The sequence below is a fragment of the Tangfeifania sp. genome (genome assembly GCF_055108615.1).
Genome location: NZ_JBSQIC010000013.1, coordinates 1 through 20,812, shown reverse-complemented (window position 1 = coordinate 20,812; position 20,812 = coordinate 1). Strand labels below are relative to the sequence as shown.

Here is a 20,812-nt window from a genome sequence, read left to right as displayed (position 1 = left end):
CGATTGAGTTTTTTTATCTTTGTCAATTCAAATTTTGATGATTTTGGAAAATACTGGAAATGAGATTTTTACATCAATCGGGGAGGTTTTGAAATCAAAGCCTGGAAACGTGGTAATTGTACCACACGAAAACCCCGATGGTGATGCAATTGGCTCGGCAATAGGACTGGGTGAAATACTGTGCAATTTTGGGCACAGCGTGAAAATCATTAGTCCGAATGACTATCCCGCCTTTTTGAAATGGTTTTCAACCGAAATTGAAATCCTGATTTATGAGCGTAAAAAGAAACGGGCCAAAAGCATTATTGAAAATGCCGGAATACTGATTTGCGTTGATTTTAACGAACCCAAACGCGCTGCCAAAATGGAGGATATCCTCACCGGTTTTTCAAAACCTTCCATAATGATAGATCATCATCCGAACCCGGGCAACTGTGCTGATTATCTCGTTTCCGAGCCCAAATACAGCTCAACCGCTGAATTGATTTTCGACTTGATGAAAAAAATTGGACTGGACAATTACATCAACCAGGCATCAGCCGAGGCGCTTTTTACAGGAATAATGACCGATACCGGTTCGTTTAGTCACAATATTTCAAATCCCAATACTTTTGAAGTCATTGCAAAATTGATTGGAAAAGGAATTAATCCGGAAAAAATTCAGGCCAATATTTACCATAATTATTCGGCCAAGCGCATGAAACTGCTTGGGTATTGCCTGAATGAAAAAATGGAAATATTTCCGGAACACCGGGCGGCCTTGATTTATATATCGCAAAAAGAACTGGAAGAATTTGAATTTCAGCCAGGTGATACCGAGGGATTTGTAAATTATCCGCTGTCGGTAAATAATATTGTTTTCAGTGCGTTGTTTATTGAAAAGAAGGATTACGTCAAAGCTTCGTTCCGGTCGAAAGGAGATTTTCCGGCCAACTCTTTTTCAGAAAAATATTTTAATGGCGGAGGCCACCTGAACGCGGCTGGCGGAGAATCAAAACAAACTTTGCAGGAAACAATTGAAAAGTTCAGGCAACTTTTAGATGAGTATAAGCATCTGTTATTGAAAACGGAAATTTAAAGACAAACAAAAATGAAGACAAAAGTACTATTTATGCTTATTGCCGGGGTGTTTTCAACACTCTTCATGTCGTCGTGCCTCGACACTAAAGACGAAAGAGAAGTAAACACAGCAGCTATTGAAAAAGAAAAGTTAAAAACCTATCTCGATTCCCTGGTTGCACAGGGACACGATATCGATACCACCGAAATGGGAATTTATTATGTGAGAATTGAAGAAGGCGAAGGTGATTTTGCCCAGCCGGGCGATACTCTCACTGTGGGATATGCCGGTTATTTTATCGGCGGAACCATGTTCGATTCCTCTGAAATAAACTCGGAAGATGGTAAAATGGAATTTGTTTTGGAAAATCCGCCGTTCATTGCCGGCTGGGACGATGTGATGAAAGTGATGAACGAAGGCGCGAAAATTCAGGCTATGGTTCCTTCTGAATTTGCTTACGGGAGCGAAGGATATGGAATTATTCCTCCTTACGAAACACTGGTTTTTGTAATTGAACTGTTTGATATAAAACCTTCACAAGAATAATTTAGAATTTTTTAAAACTAAAAGTTAATGAAACGCATAGTAACCGGATTGATTTTGACATTTTTTGCCGTTGCTTTTTTTGCTTGCAAAGAGAATGATTTTGAAAAGCAAAGAGAAAATGAATTGAAGAAACTGGATGAATTTATCCGGAGCACTTATCCTGAATTGGAACCTAACGCTACAGGTTTGTACTACAAAGAGCTGGAACAGGGGACAGGGGATACAATAAAAATTGGCGACGAGGTGCAGATATTTTTTGATATATGGACCCTCGACAGTACGCATGTTACAGGCACAGGTCGTTACGAGCCTCTGGAAATGATAGTCCAGCATCCCAACAACCTAAGTTCCGGAGCTCAATATATTGAGCAAATGAGAAGTTTGAATGAAGCGCTTACCTACATGCAAACGGGTACCAAATCATTACTGATTTTTGACTCACAGCTTGGGTTTGGCCAATATGGAGCGTCGGGAGTTGGCGGTTTTACGCCACTAATTATGGAAGTGGAAGTTTATAAAGTGTACCCTGCGGAAATTCCGTAAGAAGAATAACCATCCAAACCTTTTTTCCTGATGTCCAGGGCCGAATTTCTTAAAAAACTACTTCCGGGATTTATTCCGCTTTTTGTTTTTATTGCAGCGGACGAAATCTGGGGCACCAAAACCGGGCTTTTTGTTGCAGTGGGAGTGGGTGTACTGCAAATGGCCTGGGTGGGCTTCAAAGAAAAAAAGTTCGATAAGTTTATTCTTTTCGATACATTGTTGTTGGTGATTCTCGGCGGTGTTTCTGTTTTACTCGAAAACGATCTGTTTTTCAAACTCAAACCCGGGCTGATTGAACTCATTCTGGTTGCAATTCTTGGAGTTTCAGCATTTTCACAATTAAATATTATTGGGTTAATGGGCAAACGCTACATGAAAGGCGTGCAATATACCGAAGCCCAGTTGGCACAAATGCGGAAAAGCCTGAAATCGTTGTTCTTTATTTTTGCTGCCCATACGCTGCTGGTTTTTTACGCAACCTTTTTCATGAGCAAAGAGGCCTGGGCATTTATTAGCGGTGGACTTTTTTACATTCTGTTTGCGGTTTACTTTTTTTATGAGTTTTTAAATCAGAAGAAGAAACTGAAAAAAGCAGAAGATGAAGAGTGGGTTCCGTTGGTGGACGAGAAAGGCAAAATTACCGGACAGGCACCACGCAGCCAGGTGCATAATGGAAGCAAAATGTTACATCCGGTTGTGCACATGCAGGTTATAAACCCGAAGCGAGCGATTCTGCTCCAAAAACGCCCCCATTCAAAACTCATTCAACCCGGGAAATGGGATACTGCCGTTGGAGGCCACATTTCAGCAGGCGAAACACTTGAAAAGGCATTGGAGAGGGAGGCTTTTGAAGAAATAGGGTTGAAAGGTTTTTCGGCCAGTTTAAAGAAAGTGTACAAATGGGAATCGGAGGTGGAAGCCGAACTCGTTTATCTTTTTTATACACATGATTTCAAAAATTACCGGGTTCATTCTGACGAAGTGGAAGAAGCCAGGTTCTGGACACCCGGACAGATTGAGAAACAGCTCGGAAATGGAGTTTTTACCCCCAATTTTGAGTATGAATTTCAACTGCTAAAAGATGCCCGTCTCATCTGATTACCACATAATTTTTATTTCCTCTCAATAACCAATTAAAAAGATAGCCGGCTGTTTATGCAAATCGGGCACACCCTTTTTCCATTCGCCAATTGGCCTGGTGGCAATAAATTCATTTTCGCCCGTAAGGTTGGCGGCAATGCAGAGCAATGTGGCAGACGAACACATTTTCATTAAATCTTTTATCAACTGATTGTTGCGGTAAGGAGTTTCAATAAAAATTTGCGTTTGTTGTTCAATTTTGGCTTTGTTCTCGAGAACTTTTACTGCCTTACAACGCTCGGAAGATTTAACCGGCAAATAGCCGTTAAATGCAAAATTCTGGCCATTGAGCCCCGATGCCATTAGTGAAAGGATTATTGACGAGGGGCCGGTTAACGGCACCACTTCCATTCTTTTTTGGTGTGCAATTTTCACAATTTCTGCTCCGGGGTCGGCCACACCCGGGCACCCGGCTTCCGAAATTACCGCAATATCTTCGCCTTTTTCCAGGGGATTTAAAAAGGAAGGAATTTCGCTGGATGATGTGTGTTTGTTGAGTTCGAAAAAGGTAAGTTCATCAATTTCAAGGTCCTGGTTCACCTGCTTCATAAACCTGCGGGCAGTGCGGATATTTTCAACTATAAAATACCGGGTTTGGGTTAATACCGGTAAAACACGTGCAGGCAGCACATTCTGCCAGTCGCCTTCGCTAAGTAAATTGGGAATGAGATACAGTTTTGCCATACAATAACTTTTTTGTAAAAATAAGGATAATCACGGTTTAGCCACAGCAATTATTAAATTTGCAGGATGCGCCATCAAAATTTAAAAATTGAAGCAACATTTCTGGGCACCGGAACTTCGCAAGGGGTGCCGGTCATTGCCTGCGATTGCCCGGTTTGCAGTTCAACAGACGAAAAGGATAAAAGGTTACGTTCCTCGTTGCTACTGAAAATAAACGGCCACAATTTTGTTATCGATGCCGGCCCAGATTTCAGGCAACAAATGTTACGCGAGAGAATAAAAACCCTGCGTGCCATACTGATAACGCACGAACATGCCGATCACATCCTGGGACTGGACGACATTCGCTCCTTTAACTGGGTGCAAAAACATCCTACCGATATTTATGCCGAAAAGCGGGTGCAGGAATCCATTAAACGAATTTTCGACTACGTATTTTCAGAAAATAAATACCCGGGAATTCCTGAAATGAAGCTTCATTCAATTGGAGAAACCCCCTTTGAAATAGAAAATATCCGGTTTACACCTATTCGTTGTTACCACCACAAATTGCCTGTTTTAGGCTTTAGGGTAGGGGATTTAACTTATGTGACCGACACAAATTATATTCCGGAAAAAGAAATGGAAAAAATTGCAGGTTCACGCATTTTTATTGTGAATGCGCTGCGTAAAGAGAAACACTTGTCGCATTTTAATTTGGAGCAGGCCCTTGAAGTCATCGAAACCATTCAACCCGAAAAAGCTTTTCTCACTCATGCAAGCCACGGTTTTGGCAAGCACCGTGATATTCAGGCCCAGCTACCTGAAAATGTGTTTATGGGATACGACGGGTTAAAAATAATATAATTACAGGCATTACCAGGTTAAACCACTTCGAAATTTTAACCAAATATAAACGCGGAATATTTCTTTTTAGCCCTACTATAAAATGAAGCCACAAAAATAGCAATCCGTTTCAATCTGATTATTTTTATATTTTACGATAACATTATTTTTTATTTCAAATTAAAATCAATTATTATGAAAGTTTATTGGTTTATTTTCTTTCAAAATGAAACCAAAATGCTATTTTTGCAAACTTTAGTTAGAAGAAAAATTAATAAGTATGAAACTTTTTATTCCAAAAGATTACCAGTCAGTGTTGAATGTTGCCCAAACAGAGCAGGCCATTAAAATGCTTAAAGACTTTTTCCAGTTGAACCTGGCTTCGGAATTGCGGTTGCGCCGTGTTACCGCGCCGCTTTTTGTAAAGCAGGGCACTGGCATTAACGACGATCTGAACGGCATTGAACGCCCGGTCTCTTTCCCGATGAAAGAGTTGAACGACCAGGTAGCTGAGATTGTGCAATCGCTGGCTAAATGGAAACGCCTGGCGCTGGCCGACCTTGAAATAAAAGAAGGTTACGGGTTGTACACCGATATGAATGCCATCCGCCCCGATGAAGAACTGACCAATATCCACTCGCTGTATGTGGACCAGTGGGATTGGGAACGGGTAATTTCAAAAGAAGAGCGCAACCTTGATTTTTTGAAAAAAATTGTGCGAAAAATTTATTCTGTGATTGTGCGTACTGAGTTTCAGGTATCGGACAGTTACCCGGAGATAAAACCTGAATTGCCCGAAGAAATTACATTTATTCACACGGAAGAGCTGGCCCAAAAATATCCGGATTTGACACCTTTTGAGCGTGAAAAAAAGGCTGCTAATGAGTACGGGGCAATATTTGTAATCGGTATCGGCGGTGAGCTGCCCGATGGCAAAATTCACGACGGTCGCGCACCCGATTATGACGACTGGAACTCGCCAACTGTAAACGGCTACAAGGGACTGAACGGTGATATTATTTTATGGAACAATGTCCTCGAACGTGCTTTCGAGATTTCCTCAATGGGCATCCGTGTTGACCCGGAAACACTGCTTGAACAATTAAAAATAAGAGGCCAGGAAGAACGCAAAGAGCTGATGTGGCACAAAATGCTGCTCAACGACAAATTGCCCCTCACCATTGGTGGTGGAATAGGGCAGTCGCGCCTGTGCATGTATTTCCTGCGAAAAGCCCATATCGGTGAAATTCAGTCGAGTATCTGGCCCAATGAAATGATTGAAAAATGTAAAGCAAACGGGATACACCTGTTGTGATGCCCAAAGTACAAATTTCAAAAGACAATTAAATTCCAAAACTCAAGAATTCCAAATTTTAATATTTTTCATTTTGAAATTTATTGTGATTTGTTATTTGTTATTTGTGATTTGTTATTTGTTATTTGCAATTCGAATCATGTTTTTTGTGGTTTGCTATTTGCTATTTGGAGTTTGAATCCTATCTTTGTCCCCGCTAAAATAAAGGCTGCCCCGGTAGCTCAGTTGGATAGAGCAACTGCCTTCTAAGCAGTAGGTCATGGGTTCGAATCCCGTCCGGGGTACAGTGTAAAGCAAAGAAAAACCGCTACAGTCAAAAGATGCAGCGGTTTTTTAATGTTCGATTCGGACAGTTTCAGGATTTTTATCATTTTGTCTGCCTTTTTACAAGGCTGAATATGGTTCCAACATAATGGAGAGTGCGGATATGGTGCCCATATGGAAGCCCCCGACGGCAAAATTTGAATCATGGCGTGCCATGTCCCGTGAAGACAAAGAAAAAGTAAGGGAGTTGATTCGTGCTTTCACATACAACCTGGCACTGCAGCTGAAAAACTGGTGCGAATTGTTTTATTTTTTTTTGCTAATGCTTACTCTGTCGCTGCACAAGCAATGACGCAGTGATCGTCGAAAGAGTTTGTCGTAGTACAAATGAATAGATTTTTTCAACGAACAAAAAGAGATGATGTTCAAACAACAAATGCATGACGTACTCGTATTTTTTTTACCTTTGAGACAAATAATACCACTGAAGGTTTTCTATGACTATGGAAATTGATTCTGTGATTTATCTTTATATATTATTAAAAAAGAGAACGTTATCGATTCTTTTATTTTGCGAATTCTACGTGGAATAAATTAGCCAAAACTTTTTCTTTATATTTTTTAAAATTCCACAAAAAGAGTAATTGAAGGCCAAAATTCAGTAACTTTAATTAAGGTTGGATATTCAACACAGTTAAGCGAAATTTAATGACTGGTAAGAGAGCAAATAAAAAAAGACCTTAATGTTGTATTATGGTAAATTTTGCTTTCCTTTTTGTAATTTTGGTTTCTAAATTAACCGTAATAAAAAATGAAGAAGACACTTATCGTTTTATTGACAGTGCTGTTCGTATGGGCATGTAGCACTGATTCAAAAAAAGAAGAACAAAAAGAAGTTAAATCTGAAATACAACAAAAAGTGGAAGAATTTGCACCGTTTAAACTCACAACCGATTTGAGTGTACTCACCGAGACAGAAAAACAAATGCTGCCATTGTTGCTGGAAACAGCAAGAATTATGGATGAAATTTTCTGGATGGAAGCATTTGGCGACAAAGACGAACTCTTTCAGGAAGAAATGGACCAGCACACCAAAAAATTCCTTGAAATTAATTACGGCCCCTGGGAAAGGCTCAATAACAACGAACCTTTTCTGGAAGGTTATGGACCAAAACCGGCCGGTGCCAATTTCTATCCGGCCGACATGACCAAAGAAGAGTTTGAAGCCTGGGATGATGATTCAAAAACAAGTCAATATACCCTGATTCGCCGAAGCGAAGACGGAAGTTTGAAATCGATTCCTTACCACGTCGCATTTGAAGAACAAGTAAAAAAGGCTGTTGATTTAATTAATCAGGCTGCTGAGCTGGCAGAAGATCCGGGATTAAAAAATTACCTGGAAAAAAGGGCAGAAGCATTGCTTACCGACGAATATTACGAGAGCGATGTGGCCTGGATGGAAATGAAAAACAATACCATTGAATTTATTGTGGGCCCAATTGAAAATTACGAAGACCAGCTTTACGGGTACAAAACAGCTCACGAATCTTTCATTCTAATAAAAGACAAGGAGTGGAGCGAGAAACTGGTGAAGTTTGCAGCGTTGCTGCCCGGTTTACAAAAAGACCTTCCGGTAGAGCAAAAATACAAAGCCGAAACGCCCGGCATGGATTCCGACATGAATGTGTACGATGCCATTTATTATGGTGGCGATTGCAACGCGGGCAGTAAAACTATTGCCATAAACCTGCCCAACGACGAGCGCGTGCGCGAAAACAAAGGCAGCCGGAAACTGCAGCTCAAAAACTCCATGCAGGCCAAATTCGATAAAATTCTGGTCCCCATTTCTGAATTGCTGATTGCCGAAGATCAGCGCCAACATGTTAAATTTGATGCTTTCTTTGAAAATACCATGTTTCACGAAGTGGCTCACGGACTTGGATTGGGAAACACTGTGGATCAGAGTTCTACTGTTCGCGAGGCATTAAAAGAAACCTACACTTCTATTGAAGAAAGCAAGGCAGACATTCTGGGTCTTTGGTGTGTTTACCGGCTCAACGAAATGGGCGAGCTGGATGAAAAAGATATGATGGACAATTTTGTAACCTTCATGGCAGGTATTTTCCGCTCGGTGCGTTTTGGAGCAGCCAGCGCCCACGGTAAAGCCAACATGATGCGGTTTTATTATTTTCAGGAAAAAGGGGCTTTTGAACGCGATGAAACCACAGGTACTTACCGCGTGAATTTTGAAAAAATGAAACAGGCCATGCTCGATTTGTCGGAAACCGTTTTAACTATCCAGGGTGATGGCGATTATGAAAAAGCGAAACAAATGATTGAGGAGAAAGGATTTATCCGCGAAGCGCTGCAAAAAGACCTCGGCCGGATTAATGAAGCCGGCATTCCGCGTGACATTGTTTTTGAACAGGGTGCCGAAGTCCTCGGATTATAATCTTTTACAAAGTAAATTTCATCAATAATTCAGCCGGAGGAGCATAAATCTTCCGGCTGAATTTGTTTTTGGGCTTCCCAATCTTTAGTCAAGGTTAAACTTCTGTGTATTCAGTTTGTTGGCATCGTTTATTTGATACTTGTTCTGCTGATACGGTATTTTTGTAAAAATTTTTCTGAATGAGAATTAAAAAGCGCTGGAATACCATTCCGTTCGATCCCCGTAAAATCCCGTTTTTTTACGGATGGGTTATACTTTTTGCATCGGTGTTTGGAGTTTTGGTAAGTGCACCCGGCCAAACCGTCGGGGTTTCCACTTTTACCGATTACCTGATTGAAGCAATAGGCATCAACCGAAATCAGTTGAGTACAGCTTATATGATCGGTACCATAACCTCCTCGTTTATTTTAACCTGGGCCGGGAGAATGTACGATAAATATGGTGCACGCTGGACAGCCATGGCCGCTTCGCTTTTGCTTGCTTTTGTGCTTGTTTTGCTAAGCCAGTCGGATAGATTGATCGGTTTGTTTGCAGCAGATACTGGTTCAACCATTTTCACCGGCACTGCTATTGCCGTAATGATGTTTCTGTTTTTCATGCTTAGGTTTTCGGGACAAGGCGTGCTGACAATGGTTTCACGCAATATGCTCATGCAGTGGTTTGCAGCCCGGCGCGGCATGGTAAACGGCATTTTATCGGTTTTTGTGGCACTTGGTTTTTCTGTTACCCCGCTTACATTCGACTGGCTCATCCAGGGCACATCGTGGAGAATGGCCTGGCTGCTGATGGCGGGTGGAATTGGAATCGTTTTTACACTTTTCGCATTTTTCTTCTTCCGTGATAATCCCGAAGACCTTGGGATGTTACCCGACGGTGAAAAAAACGATGCCCGCAAAAATGATGTAACAATCAAAGCATTTAAGCAGTATAACCTGTCCGAAGCACGTAAAACGTTTACTTTCTGGCTTTATGCAATTCCGCTGGCACTGTATTCATTATACATTACCGGGTTCACGTTTCACCTGGTTTCTATTTTTGAAGCTGTTGACATGGACCGCGAAAAAGCACTGGCTGTTTTCATTCCTGTTTCATTCCTGTCTGTTGGAATTTCGTTGGTGGGGGGATGGATTAGCGACAGTATCCGCTTAAAGTACCTGCTCTATTTTGTGCTTTCCGGCGAGTTGATTGCCCTGTTTTCGCTGGGGAATCTGAATGACGGTATTTTTTATTACGGGTTCATTCTTGGTCACGGAATGGCAAGCGGGTTGTTTAACGTGCTGATGACAGTTACATGGCCCAGGTTTTACGGGCGCAAACACCTCGGGGGAATTACCGGTTTTGTAATGTCGCTCATTGTTTTTGCAAGTGCCCTGGGCCCTGTGTTGTTCAGCTTCTCATACACCCGCCTGGGAAGTTATAGTTATGCATTTTTCGGGTTTGCTGTTATTATTGTAATCTTACTTTTTTTGGCCTGGAAAGGAAATAATCCGCAGGATAAATTGCAAAATGAGAAATCATTTGATTAGTTTTGATTTTTTAAAAACCTAATATATCAAGATGAAACGAATAACTATTTTACAGATTTTAGCTGTTGCGCTGATATTTACGGCTTGCAGCCCGTCGATGAAAACCGGCGAATGGGTTTCAGTTTTCGACGGAGAAACCCTGAAAGGCTGGAAAAAATCGGCCGAGAATCCAGAAAGTATTACCGTAGAAAACGGTGCCATTAAATGCGCAGGTCCGCCTGCTCACCTTTTTTACGACGGCAAATTGAAGAATTTTGAATTTGAAACCGAAGTGAAAACCCTGGAACATTCCAATTCCGGAATTTTTATTCATACTGAATACCAGGAAGAAGGATGGCCATCAAAAGGCTACGAAATTCAGGTAAACAATTCGTACCGCGGCTCAGAAGAAAATCCCGAACGCCGCAAAACCGGAAGTGTTTACAACATCCGGAATGTGTACTATCCGCTGGTTAAAGACAACGAGTGGTTCACCATGCGCATCAAAGTGGTTGAAAACCACATTGAAGTTTTTGTTAACGATGTAAAAGTGAACGATTACATCGAGCCTGAAAATCCGTGGAGACCCGAAGGCCAGGAAAACGTGAAGCTCAGCGAGGGCACTTTTGCCCTTCAGGCACACGATCCGGAAAGCACCACTTTTTTCCGGAATATCAGGGTAAAGGCATTGCCTGAAGGAGAAAAAAAAGAACCAGAAGTTAAAAAAGAATGGGATACAACTGTTACACAACTCATGTATGCCGGCTTTCCGCTCGTCGATTATCACGTTCACCTTAAAGGCGGACTGACACTTGACGAGGTGGTTGAAAACTCGCAGCGGCTCGGAATAAATTACGGCATTGCACCCAATTGCGGCCTTCACTTTCCGGTAACCGATGATGAATCGTTGAATGAATACATGGAAGATGTGGCCGGCAGCCCAACTTTTAAAGGAATGCAGGCCGAGGGCAGGGAATGGATTACGCTTTTTTCGCCAGAAGCAGTGGCCAAATTCGACTATGTGTTTACCGATGCCATGACATTTACTGACAGCAAAGGCCGCCGGAACCGGATTTGGATTCCCGAAGAAGTCTGGGTGGACGACGAGCAGCAATTCATGGAACAACTCGTGGGAAAAATTGAAGCCATATTTTCGCAGGAACCCGTCGATATTTATGTCAACCCCACCGTTTTGCCGGCCGTTATCGAAGATAACTACGACGAACTCTGGACCAAAGAACGCATGCAACGTGTAATCGATGTGTTGGCAGAAAACAATATTGCATTGGAAATTAATGCCCGGTATAAACTTCCAAAGCCTGAAATGATTAAAATGGCGAAAGAGGCCGGGGTAAAATTTTCATTTGGCACAAACAATACCGGCAGCGATTTGGGCCGGCTGGAATATTGCATTGAAATGATTGAAGAGTGCCAACTCACTCCCAACGATATGTTCGAAATAAAACCCGATGCAAAAAAACCTGTAAATGTAAAGGGTTTACCCGACGAAATAACAGGATAATTTTATTGAACAACCGGGAATGCCTGAAAAACGATTTTACTATTTTAAATAGCAAGCTGTTCTTTTCAGGCATTCTTTTTTTATTATTACCAATGCAATCTGAATTTTTAAACCAAATATCAGTTCACAAAAACTGGGAGCCATTTCTTACCCCGGAAACCCGAAATCAGATTTTACAAATTGAAGGAACCGTTTTAGCTGGAGAGATCAATCCCGCATCAAAAAATGTGTTGCGTTTTTTGGAGTTTCCGCTCGGTTCTGCCAAAGTAATCATCCTCGGGCAGGATCCTTATCCTCAACCCGGAGTTGCTACCGGCCGTGCTTTCGAAGTGGGGAACCTGCAATCGTGGAACCAGCCTTTCAAAAACATTTCACTGAAAAATATTTTGCGGGCCATTTACAAAGCTTACACAGGGAAGGTGATAAAATTCAGTGGGCTAAAAGAAAAATTCGATAACGAATTTCCGGTATTGCCTCCCGATAAGCTGTTTGCCCATTGGGAAAAAGAAGGAGTATTATTGTTGAACACGTCATTCACCTGCAGTCCCGGGAAACCCGGTTCGCACCGGAAAAACTGGGAAGATTTTACTTTTACTTTACTTGAATTTATTCAAAATAATGCAGAACAGGCAACCTGGTTTTTATGGGGGAACCATGCCCTTGAAGCCACTAAAAATTTGAAACTGCCAAACAGTATTTTCACCATGCATCCTATGATGTGTTACGATTTGCCGGGGAGGGACAGCGACTTTTTATTCGGCACACAAAATTCTTTTGAACCATTTATTGGAGAAATCGACTGGACCGGTTTTAAACTTCAAAAAGGAGTAAAACCAACCGCAACGTTGTTTTAGTAGTAATTTATCCGGGTACTGTAATCTTTTAGTATTTCTTTTTTCTCGATAGCCAGTTCTATCAGGTCGATGGTTTTTTCATCGTCGAAAGAAGCACGGTTGATAAATAAATCGAAACAATCTTCCTCGCAGGATACATTTCCTATCGATTTTCTGAAAGCCAATCTTTCTTTCTCCACCTTTTCAATAAATTCAATGGCTTCTTCGCGGTTTAAATGATTGTTTTCAATAATAGTTTTAATGCGGTATTCGAGCGGGGCAACAAAGCGCAGGTGAAGTGCATTTTTTATATCCCGGGCAATAAAATGACCGGCACGGCCAACGATGATGCAAAACCCGTCGAAGGCAAATGTCCGGATAACTTCGGTAACCGTTTTCACCACTTTCTTCTCGCTTTTAAAACGGCGGGTGCCAAAAGCATTCAGGATATCATTAAATATATATTTATCCTGTTTTAAAATCCGTCTGACTTTTTCCGGCTCAAGGTCCAGCTCTTTGGCGCTTTCGTGAAAAACCTCTTTGCTCAATACTTTCCAATCACGCTCCATATTATTTTTGTTGAGGCTGGTGGCAAGTTTATTGGCCAGTTTTACCCCGTTGCAACCAACTTCGCGCGAAATAGATATAATGGGCCCCGGTGGACCACTGATTTGTTTACTAAACTTGTCCGTTCCCATTCGTTTATTCAAATATGTCAATAATGCGTTACTCATTTTTATGCTTTTGGACTAAAATACAATATTTCACTCAAATAAATTATGTTATAAAAAATATTATTGCTTCAAATTATGCAGTTTTTACAAAAAAATTAATTCTCCATATAATTGGAAAAAGTTTATACTATCTTCGTATGTTAGCAATAAAAAATTTTAAAACTATGTTTGAAAAGAGTATTTATAGTAACCGGAGAAATAAATTAAAAGATAAAATTCAGCAGGGGATAGGCCTTTTTATGGGGAATGAAGAATCGCCCATGAACTATTTGGGAAACACCTACCATTTCAGGCAAGACAGTTCATTTCTTTATTTCTTCGGACTCGATTTTCCGGGGCTTGCAGGAGCAATTGATTTTGACACCGGCGAAGAATATATTTTTGGCGACGATGTAGATATTGATGATATTATCTGGATGGGGCCGCAGGTCAGCATTCAGGAAAATGCAGAAAAAGCAGGGGTTAAAAATTCAGCCCCTACGGCAAAACTGGGTAGTTTTTTGTCCGATGCCATCGGGAAAGGCCGAAAAATTCATTTTCTGCCGCCTTATCGTGGTGAAAATATTCTGAGGCTTCAGGAGTTGCTGGGAATTTCTACAGCAAATATCAGGGACTCGGTTTCAACCGAATTGATAAAAGCAATTGTTGCCATTCGTTCAGTTAAAGAACCTTGTGAAATTGAAGAAATTAAAGCCGCCTGTACTACCGGGTATGAAATGCATGTAACCGCAATGAAAATGGCTCAGCCCGGCGTGTGGGAACAAAAAATTGCCGGTACCATCGAAGGGATCGCTGCCGCTGGCGGAAGCATGATTTCATTTCCGATTATTTTGTCGCAGAATGGCGAAACACTGCATAATCACGACCATTCACAATATTTAAAGGAAGGCCGGCTGATGTTGACCGATGCCGGGGCAGAAACCTCAATGCATTATGCTTCCGACTTTACCCGGACTGTTCCGGTGGGTGGAAAATTTTCCCAAAAGCAGCGTGAAATTTACGAAATAGTTCTTGCGGCCAATAACGAAGCACATAAACTGACTGCCCCAGGGGTTACTTACAAGTCGGTTCATATTGCTGTTGCCGGTGTAATCGCATCAGGACTAAAAGACCTCGGTATTATGAAAGGTGATGTAAAAGAGGCTGTGAATAATGGGGCCCATGCACTTTTCTTCCCGCATGGCCTGGGACACATGATAGGACTTGATGTGCACGACATGGAAGACCTTGGCCAGATTTATGTTGGCTACGACGACGAAATCCGCCCTTCAAATCAGTTTGGGCTAACAGCACTTCGTTTTGCGAAAAGGCTGGAACCGGGATATGTCGTTACCAACGAACCAGGTGTGTATTTCATCCCGGCATTAATTGACAAATGGAAAAGCGAAAAAATAAATACTGATTTTATTGATTTTGAAAAACTGGATGCATACCGCGACTTTGGGGGAATCAGGCTCGAAGATGATGTTTTGGTTACTTCATCCGGTAGTGAAATAATTGGGGAACGAATTCCAATTGAGCCGGATAAAATTGAAGAGATAATTTCAAGATAACGTTAAAAGCAGCTACACACGCTGCTTTTTCTGTTTTTTCAGAATATTGTGGTAAAAATAATCCATCTCGGTTTTTATCTCATCTCTGATTTCGCGGCACTTTTCCCTGATTTCATTTTCATCGTCAGATTTTTCATAAGGATTATGGAACCCCAGGTGCATTTTTCTTTTGTATTTAATCGGTGGTATTTTCAGCTCTTCGTTGGTGCCGTCGCCAACAGTAATCAAATAATCAAATTCCATATCCTGAAATTCAGAATAATTTCGGGGTTTATGTTGTGAAAGGTTAATTCCAATTTCTTTCATTACCTCAATGGCAATGTCGCTCACATGATCAACCGGATCAATGCCCGCCGATAAAATTTCAAGGTCATCGTCGTAACTCTTTAAAATAGCTTCTGCCATCTGGCTCCTGCATGAATTTTGGTTGCTCAAAAAAAAGATTTTCATTCCGAAAAAGATTTTAAGTTCAATACTGATTTTACTCTGCTTTATTTCCGCGCTTAAAGTAAAAAAAATAACTATTTTCTGTTAAATTAACAATGCCACAAGACATGTTATGTGTTGAAAATTAATTTTTGCAGATGTTTTGCAACATAAGCTAAGAACACATGATAAAAAAATCATCAACATTGCCGATTTTTGATAACCTTGAAACTGATGAAAAATAATTCACAAACAACTTCGGATAGAACTTTTGATGATTGTGTGCTTATAAACAAAATTTTACATTCGAAAAATGTAACCCCGGTACATGTTGTATCTATCACATTTTATTTTAAAATCTTTGAGTATTAGTGTGTAAATGTCTATTTTCGTAACGAGAAAAAAGTATGCACACCATTTGGTAATGGTATTTTAAATTATTTGTAGATGGAACCTAAAGATCTGAAAAACCCTGAAGGGTTAAAAAGTACGCAAAAAACAATCGCTGAAAAGGATGATAACATCAAAAAGCCTGAAGAGGTTGTCAACGCAGAAAATTCGACAAAAAACACGGAGGACAAGGGAGGGGAGGCTGAAAAAAGCACTGTCCCCGACGAACAGGCTTTGAATGAACAAAAAGAGAAAGAGCCCGAATCTAAAGTGGGAAATCAGGATCCTGGTGAATCAAAAGTCCCGAATGAAACAGAAGAGTCAGAACACATAACTTCTGAAGCTTCAACCGAACCTCAAAAAGAGACTTCTTCAAAAAAAGATAAAAAAGAAGCCGAACCGCAAAAACAAAAAGAGAAACCCGATTACAACAAATATACCCAGGTTGAACTTGTTAACGCCCTGCGCGAAATTCTGCAAGAGGATGATTATTACAGCATAAAAGATGAAGTAGAAGCCGTAAAAGCAGCTTTTTACAAACAAGTAAAAGACGAAGCAGAACAGCAAAAGAAAAATTTTATCGAGGAAGGCGGCGATGAGTCTGAATTCAAACCCGGGAAAAGTCCTTACGAAGAAGATATAAAAGATTTGCTAAAACGCTACCGGCATCTCAGAACTGAACACAACAAAAAGCTGGAGCAGGAAAAAGAAGTCAATCTTCAGTTAAAATACGAGGTAATTGAAGAAATTAAAAGTTTGCTCAACAAGGAAGAATCAATTAATAAAACCTTCCAGGATTTCAGGGATTTGCAGCATCGCTGGCGGGAAATTGGACTGGTTCCGCAGTCGAAAGTAAAAGACTTGTGGGAAACCTACCATTTTCATGTTGAAAATTTTTATGACTACATAAAAATCAACAAAGAGCTGCGCGATCTGGATTTAAAGAAAAACCTGGAAATGAAAATCCGGCTTTGCGAGCAGGCCGAAGAACTTTTGCTGGAACCCAATATCATCAAGGCTTTTAATGCCCTTCAGAAACTTCATGAACGCTGGCGGGAAATTGGCCCCGTTCCGCGGGAAAACAAAGACGATTTGTGGGACAGGTTTAAGGCTTCCACTGCCAAAATAAACAAAAAACACCAGGAATATTTTGACAAGCGAAAAGCCGAGCAAAAGAAAAACCTGGAAGCCAAACGTGCATTGTGCGAGCAGGTTGAAGAAATTAATGAGCTGGATTTGAACACCCACAAAGAGTGGGGCGAAAAATCAAAGGAAGTCATTAATATCCAGAAAGTTTGGCGCACCATCGGGTTTGCGCCGCGCAAAGACAATAACAAAATTTATGACCGGTTCCGTAAGGCCTGCGATTCGTTTTTTGATGCCAAACGTGAATTTTATGCCAAAAACAAGGAGCTGCAACAAAATAACCTGCAACTGAAAATTGATTTGTGCATGCAGGCCGAAGCGCTGAAAGACAGTACCGACTGGCGAAAAACCACCCAGGATTTTATAAATATCCAGAAGCAGTGGAAAGAAATTGGTCCTGTTCCGCGCAAACAGTCCGATGCCATCTGGAAACGTTTCAGGGCAGCTTGCGACCATTTCTTCAACAAAAAATCGGATCATTTCTCCAATCTCGATTCAGAGCAGGTGGAAAACCTTAAAAAGAAAGAACAACTTATTAAAGATGTCGAAAGCTTTGGATCGAAAGGTGATGTGGATGAGAACCTGAAAAACCTGAAAGATTTTCAACGCCGCTGGACGGAAATCGGACATGTGCCCATTAAAAAGAAAGATCAGATTCAGAAACAGTTCAGAGATGCTATTAATAAGCTGTTCGACGATTTGAATATTGACGAATCGAAACGTAACCTGCTCAATTTCCGCACTAAAATGGCTTCATTTTCAGAAACTTCGCGGGGCCAAAACAAAATGCAGTTTGAGCGCGATAAGTACATGAGTAAACTCAAGCAGCTTGAAAACGACCTGGTGCTGCTCGACAATAATGTTGGCTTTTTTGCCAAATCGAAAAATGCCGAATCGCTTATTGAAGATGTGAACAGGAAAATTGAGCAAACAAAAGAGAAAATTGAGTTTTTGAAGGAGAAAATCAGGGTAATCGACGAAATGGACGATTCTGAAGAATAGTTCCTTCATAGAATAGAAATTGGTTATTTTCGGGGCAAAATTAAATTCAAAATACAAAAAATGAAAAAATTATTAATTGGAACTTTTGTGCTGGCACTGGCTTTTGGGGCCTGCCAAAATCAACAAAAAGGATCGGATACTGATATGGAAAACCCGTTTTTTAAGGAGTGGACAACTCCGCATGGCGTACCGCCATTTGATGAAATTACCGAAGAACACTTTGTTCCGGCTGTAAAAGAAGGCATTGAACAACAGGCTGCTGAGATTGAGGCCATCGCTGCCAACTCGTCTGAGCCAACGTTCGAAAACACCATTTTGGCACTCGACAAATCGGGCGAACTGCTCGACAAGGTGACCGGCACATTTTACCCGCTGAACTCGGCCAATACCAACGAAGATATGCAGGCCATTGCCCGCGAAATTTCGCCGTTGCTCACCCAGCACCGCGATAACATTTCGCTGAATCCCGAACTGTTTGAAAAAATTAAAGCGGTTTACCAAAAACGCAACGATTTAAACCTCGATAAAGAACAACTCCGGGTTACTGAAAAATATTACGATGATTTTGTAAGAAACGGAGCTAACCTTTCGGATGAAGATCAGGAAACACTGCGCGGGTTGAATGAAAAGCTTTCGAAACTGAGTTTGGAGTTTGGCGAAAACCTGCTGGCCGAAACCAATAAAAACTTCAAACTGGTAATTGATAACGAAGAAGACCTGGCCGGTTTGCCCGACGATGTTATCGCCCGTGCAGCCGACGATGCCAAAGCTTTTGGCGAAGATGGCAAGTGGGTATTCACCCTGGCTAAACCCAGCATGATTCCATTCTTACAATATGCTGAAAACCGCGACTTGCGTGAAAAATTATATCGCGGTTATTTTATGAGGGGCAATAACAACGATGAATTCGACAATAAAGAAATTATTAAACAAATAGTTCAACTGCGCGACGAGAAGGCTGAATTGCTTGGATTCAACAACTATGCTGAATACATTATTGATGTGAACATGGCCAAAACTCCGGATGCTGTTTACGATTTTCTGATGCAGCTCTGGAACCCGGCTATGGACATGGCCAAAAAAGATGTGGAAGAAATGCAGGCTATTATCGACAGCGAGGGTGGCGATTTTGAACTGGCATCGTGGGACTGGTGGTATTACATTGAAAAACTGCGCAAGCAAAAGTTCGATCTCGACGAAGCTGAGCTTAAACAATATTTCACTCTCGAAAATGCCAAAAAAGGTATTTTCTATGTGGCTAAAAACCTTTACGGATTGCAGTTTAAAAAACGCGACTGGCCAACGTACCACGAAGAAGCCGAAGTTTACGAAGTTTTGGAAGCCGACGGATCGCACCTTGGCGTGTTGTACATGGATTTTCACCCGCGCGACGGCAAAAGGGTAGGAGCCTGGTCAACCGGTTTCAGAAGTGCCACTTACCGCGACGGCGTTCGCATACCAAGAATTGGTTCCATAGTGATGAACTTCACACGCCCTTCGGGAGACACTCCTGCTTTGCTTAGCTTCGACGAGGTAAGCACCCTCTTCCACGAGTTTGGGCACGCGCTTCACGGACTGTTCTCTGACGGTCCGTACGACCGAACTGCCGGTACTGTTCCGCGCGATTTTGTTGAACTTCCTTCGCAAATTATGGAGAACTGGGCAGCCGAGCCTGAAGTGATGAAAGTGTATGCCAAACATTATAAAACCGGCGAACCAATTCCTGACGAGTTAATTGAAAAACTCCAGTTGAGCAGCAAATTCAACCAGGGTTTTATTACCGGTGAATATGTGGCAGCTTCTCTGCTCGACATGGATTACCACACCACGGAAAACCCGGTTATTGACGATGTAAATGCTTTTGAAAAAGCGTCGATGGACCGCATTGGACTGATAGATGAAATTTTACCACGTTACCGCAGCACCTACTTTTCGCATATTTTCAGCGGCGGGTATTCTGCCGGGTATTACGTTTATTACTGGGCCGGCGTGCTCGATACCGATGCTTATGCAGCGTTTAAGGAAACCGGCGATGTTTTCAACCCGGAAGTGGCTGCAAAATTCCGCACGCTGCTTGAAAAATGCGGGGCTGATGAAGGGATGGAAGTTTACAAAAATTTCCGCGGAAAAGAACCTTCGATCGATCCGTTCCTCGAGAAAAAGGGGCTGAAATAAAAAAGTTGACAGTTGCCAAAAATGAGTTGGCAAAAAGCAATAGGCAGTTGGCAAATTCAAATTTTTGCCAACTGCTTTTTTTTTTGCCTATTGCCAATTTTTATTTTTTTACCTCTACCGGAAATGACTTGGTTTCGGCTCCCGAATAAAGCGTCACATGCGGGAAGGGGATTTCAATTTCTTCTTTATTAAATGTTGTTTTTATTTCCTGAAAAACACTGTTTTTTACCAAACGAAAATTGTCTTTTTCAAACCAAACGCCAAAAAGAATTTCAATGCCGCTGGTGCCGAAGTTAGTGAACAAAACCAATGGTTCAGGCTCGTCGAGGCAAAGTGGGTTGTTTTTGGCAACACTTAAAAGCAGATTTTTTACTTTGTCCAGGTTTTCTTTGTAGGCTACATTTACGGTAAAGTCCATGCGCCTGACGGGGAAGCGTGTAACATTGGTGAGGTCGCTGCTGATGACAGTTTGATTGGGCACACGAATCAACACATTGTCAAAGGTTTTTATTTTTATCGAAAGCAGATCGATGCTGTAAACCGTGCCCGATTTATCGCCCAGCCGCACCACATCGCCAATTTCGAACGATTTTTCGGAAACCAGGAAAAAACCGCTGACAATATTACCGATGCTGGTTTGCGAGGCAATACCCACAACAATTCCGATTACACCGGCAGCTCCGAAAACGGCTGTCAA

17 protein-coding genes and 1 tRNA gene are annotated in these 20,812 nt (G+C 41.5%); 14 read left to right on the top strand and 4 right to left on the bottom strand.

The window, feature by feature from the left end; genetic code table 11:
• Positions 1–43: 43 nt before the first annotated feature.
• The 4 genes from ACTCNA_RS04560 to ACTCNA_RS04545 are packed head-to-tail and all read left to right on the top strand — an operon-like array spanning position 44 to position 3,247.
• Positions 44–1,078 carry a DHH family phosphoesterase gene (locus tag ACTCNA_RS04560; RefSeq protein ID WP_462946716.1) on the top strand — a complete coding sequence of 345 codons (1,035 nt, stop codon included), beginning with the start codon at positions 44–46 and terminating at the stop codon, positions 1,076–1,078.
• Positions 1,079–1,090: 12 nt separating this feature from the next.
• Complete coding sequence (locus ACTCNA_RS04555) at positions 1,091–1,606, top strand: FKBP-type peptidyl-prolyl cis-trans isomerase (protein ID WP_462946715.1); 516 nt, start codon at positions 1,091–1,093, stop codon at positions 1,604–1,606.
• Between the two features lie 27 nt (positions 1,607–1,633).
• A complete protein-coding gene (locus ACTCNA_RS04550) occupies positions 1,634–2,149 on the top strand; it encodes an FKBP-type peptidyl-prolyl cis-trans isomerase (RefSeq protein ID WP_462946714.1) in 516 nt (171 codons plus the stop codon).
• Between the two features lie 30 nt (positions 2,150–2,179).
• Positions 2,180–3,247 (top strand): NUDIX domain-containing protein, encoded by a 1,068-nt coding sequence (locus tag ACTCNA_RS04545; protein ID WP_462946713.1) that lies wholly within the window; start codon positions 2,180–2,182, stop codon positions 3,245–3,247.
• 24 nt (positions 3,248–3,271) lie between these two features.
• Here the strand turns inward: ACTCNA_RS04545 and ACTCNA_RS04540 are convergent, their stop codons facing one another.
• The gene (locus ACTCNA_RS04540; RefSeq protein WP_462946712.1) at positions 3,272–3,973 is read right to left on the bottom strand and encodes an SAM-dependent methyltransferase; all 702 of its coding nucleotides are present in this window, start codon (positions 3,971–3,973) and stop codon (positions 3,272–3,274) included.
• A gap of 66 nt (positions 3,974–4,039) precedes the next feature.
• Between ACTCNA_RS04540 and ACTCNA_RS04535 the strand changes: the two genes are divergently transcribed.
• The 7 genes from ACTCNA_RS04535 to ACTCNA_RS04505 all read left to right on the top strand — a co-directional run bounded on the left by ACTCNA_RS04535 (position 4,040) and on the right by ACTCNA_RS04505 (position 12,710).
• Positions 4,040–4,819, top strand: a complete 780-nt coding sequence (locus tag ACTCNA_RS04535; protein ID WP_462946711.1) for an MBL fold metallo-hydrolase — start codon at positions 4,040–4,042, stop codon at positions 4,817–4,819.
• Between the two features lie 259 nt (positions 4,820–5,078).
• Entirely contained in the window at positions 5,079–6,113 is a 1,035-nt protein-coding gene (asnA, locus tag ACTCNA_RS04530; RefSeq protein WP_462946710.1) for an aspartate--ammonia ligase, read from the top strand.
• Between the two features lie 210 nt (positions 6,114–6,323).
• Positions 6,324–6,397: transfer RNA gene (locus ACTCNA_RS04525), tRNA-Arg, on the top strand.
• A 791-nt stretch (positions 6,398–7,188) separates the two neighbouring features.
• A complete protein-coding gene (locus ACTCNA_RS04520) occupies positions 7,189–8,829 on the top strand; it encodes a dipeptidyl-peptidase 3 family protein (RefSeq protein ID WP_462946709.1) in 1,641 nt (546 codons plus the stop codon).
• 179 nt (positions 8,830–9,008) lie between these two features.
• Positions 9,009–10,355 carry an MFS transporter gene (locus ACTCNA_RS04515; protein ID WP_462946708.1) on the top strand — a complete coding sequence of 449 codons (1,347 nt, stop codon included), beginning with the start codon at positions 9,009–9,011 and terminating at the stop codon, positions 10,353–10,355.
• A 31-nt stretch (positions 10,356–10,386) separates the two neighbouring features.
• On the top strand, positions 10,387–11,856 hold the full coding sequence (locus ACTCNA_RS04510; RefSeq protein ID WP_462946707.1) for a 3-keto-alpha-glucoside-1,2-lyase-like domain-containing protein: 1,470 nt from the start codon (positions 10,387–10,389) through the stop codon (positions 11,854–11,856).
• A 92-nt stretch (positions 11,857–11,948) separates the two neighbouring features.
• On the top strand, positions 11,949–12,710 hold the full coding sequence (locus ACTCNA_RS04505; protein WP_462946706.1) for a uracil-DNA glycosylase: 762 nt from the start codon (positions 11,949–11,951) through the stop codon (positions 12,708–12,710).
• On the opposite strand, the gene ACTCNA_RS04500 is transcribed toward ACTCNA_RS04505, so the two are convergent.
• Complete coding sequence (locus ACTCNA_RS04500; protein WP_462946705.1) at positions 12,707–13,423, bottom strand: cytidylate kinase-like family protein; 717 nt, start codon at positions 13,421–13,423, stop codon at positions 12,707–12,709. The genes ACTCNA_RS04505 and ACTCNA_RS04500 overlap by 4 nt on opposite strands.
• A gap of 164 nt (positions 13,424–13,587) precedes the next feature.
• Here ACTCNA_RS04500 and ACTCNA_RS04495 point away from each other — a divergent pair, with 164 nt between their 5' ends.
• Positions 13,588–14,976: an aminopeptidase P family protein gene (locus ACTCNA_RS04495; protein ID WP_462946704.1), complete on the top strand. Its 1,389-nt coding sequence runs from the start codon at positions 13,588–13,590 to the stop codon at positions 14,974–14,976.
• Positions 14,977–14,988: 12 nt separating this feature from the next.
• On the opposite strand, the gene ACTCNA_RS04490 is transcribed toward ACTCNA_RS04495, so the two are convergent.
• Complete coding sequence (locus ACTCNA_RS04490) at positions 14,989–15,426, bottom strand: arsenate reductase ArsC (protein ID WP_462946703.1); 438 nt, start codon at positions 15,424–15,426, stop codon at positions 14,989–14,991.
• Between the two features lie 423 nt (positions 15,427–15,849).
• Here ACTCNA_RS04490 and ACTCNA_RS04485 point away from each other — a divergent pair, with 423 nt between their 5' ends.
• Complete coding sequence (locus tag ACTCNA_RS04485) at positions 15,850–17,940, top strand: DUF349 domain-containing protein (RefSeq protein ID WP_462946702.1); 2,091 nt, start codon at positions 15,850–15,852, stop codon at positions 17,938–17,940.
• Positions 17,941–18,000: 60 nt separating this feature from the next.
• Entirely contained in the window at positions 18,001–20,115 is a 2,115-nt protein-coding gene (locus ACTCNA_RS04480) for a M3 family metallopeptidase (RefSeq protein WP_462946701.1), read from the top strand.
• Between the two features lie 100 nt (positions 20,116–20,215).
• On the opposite strand, the gene ACTCNA_RS04475 is transcribed toward ACTCNA_RS04480, so the two are convergent.
• The coding region (locus ACTCNA_RS04475; RefSeq protein WP_462946700.1) for a mechanosensitive ion channel family protein at positions 20,216–20,812 on the bottom strand (597 nt) is incomplete at its 5' end.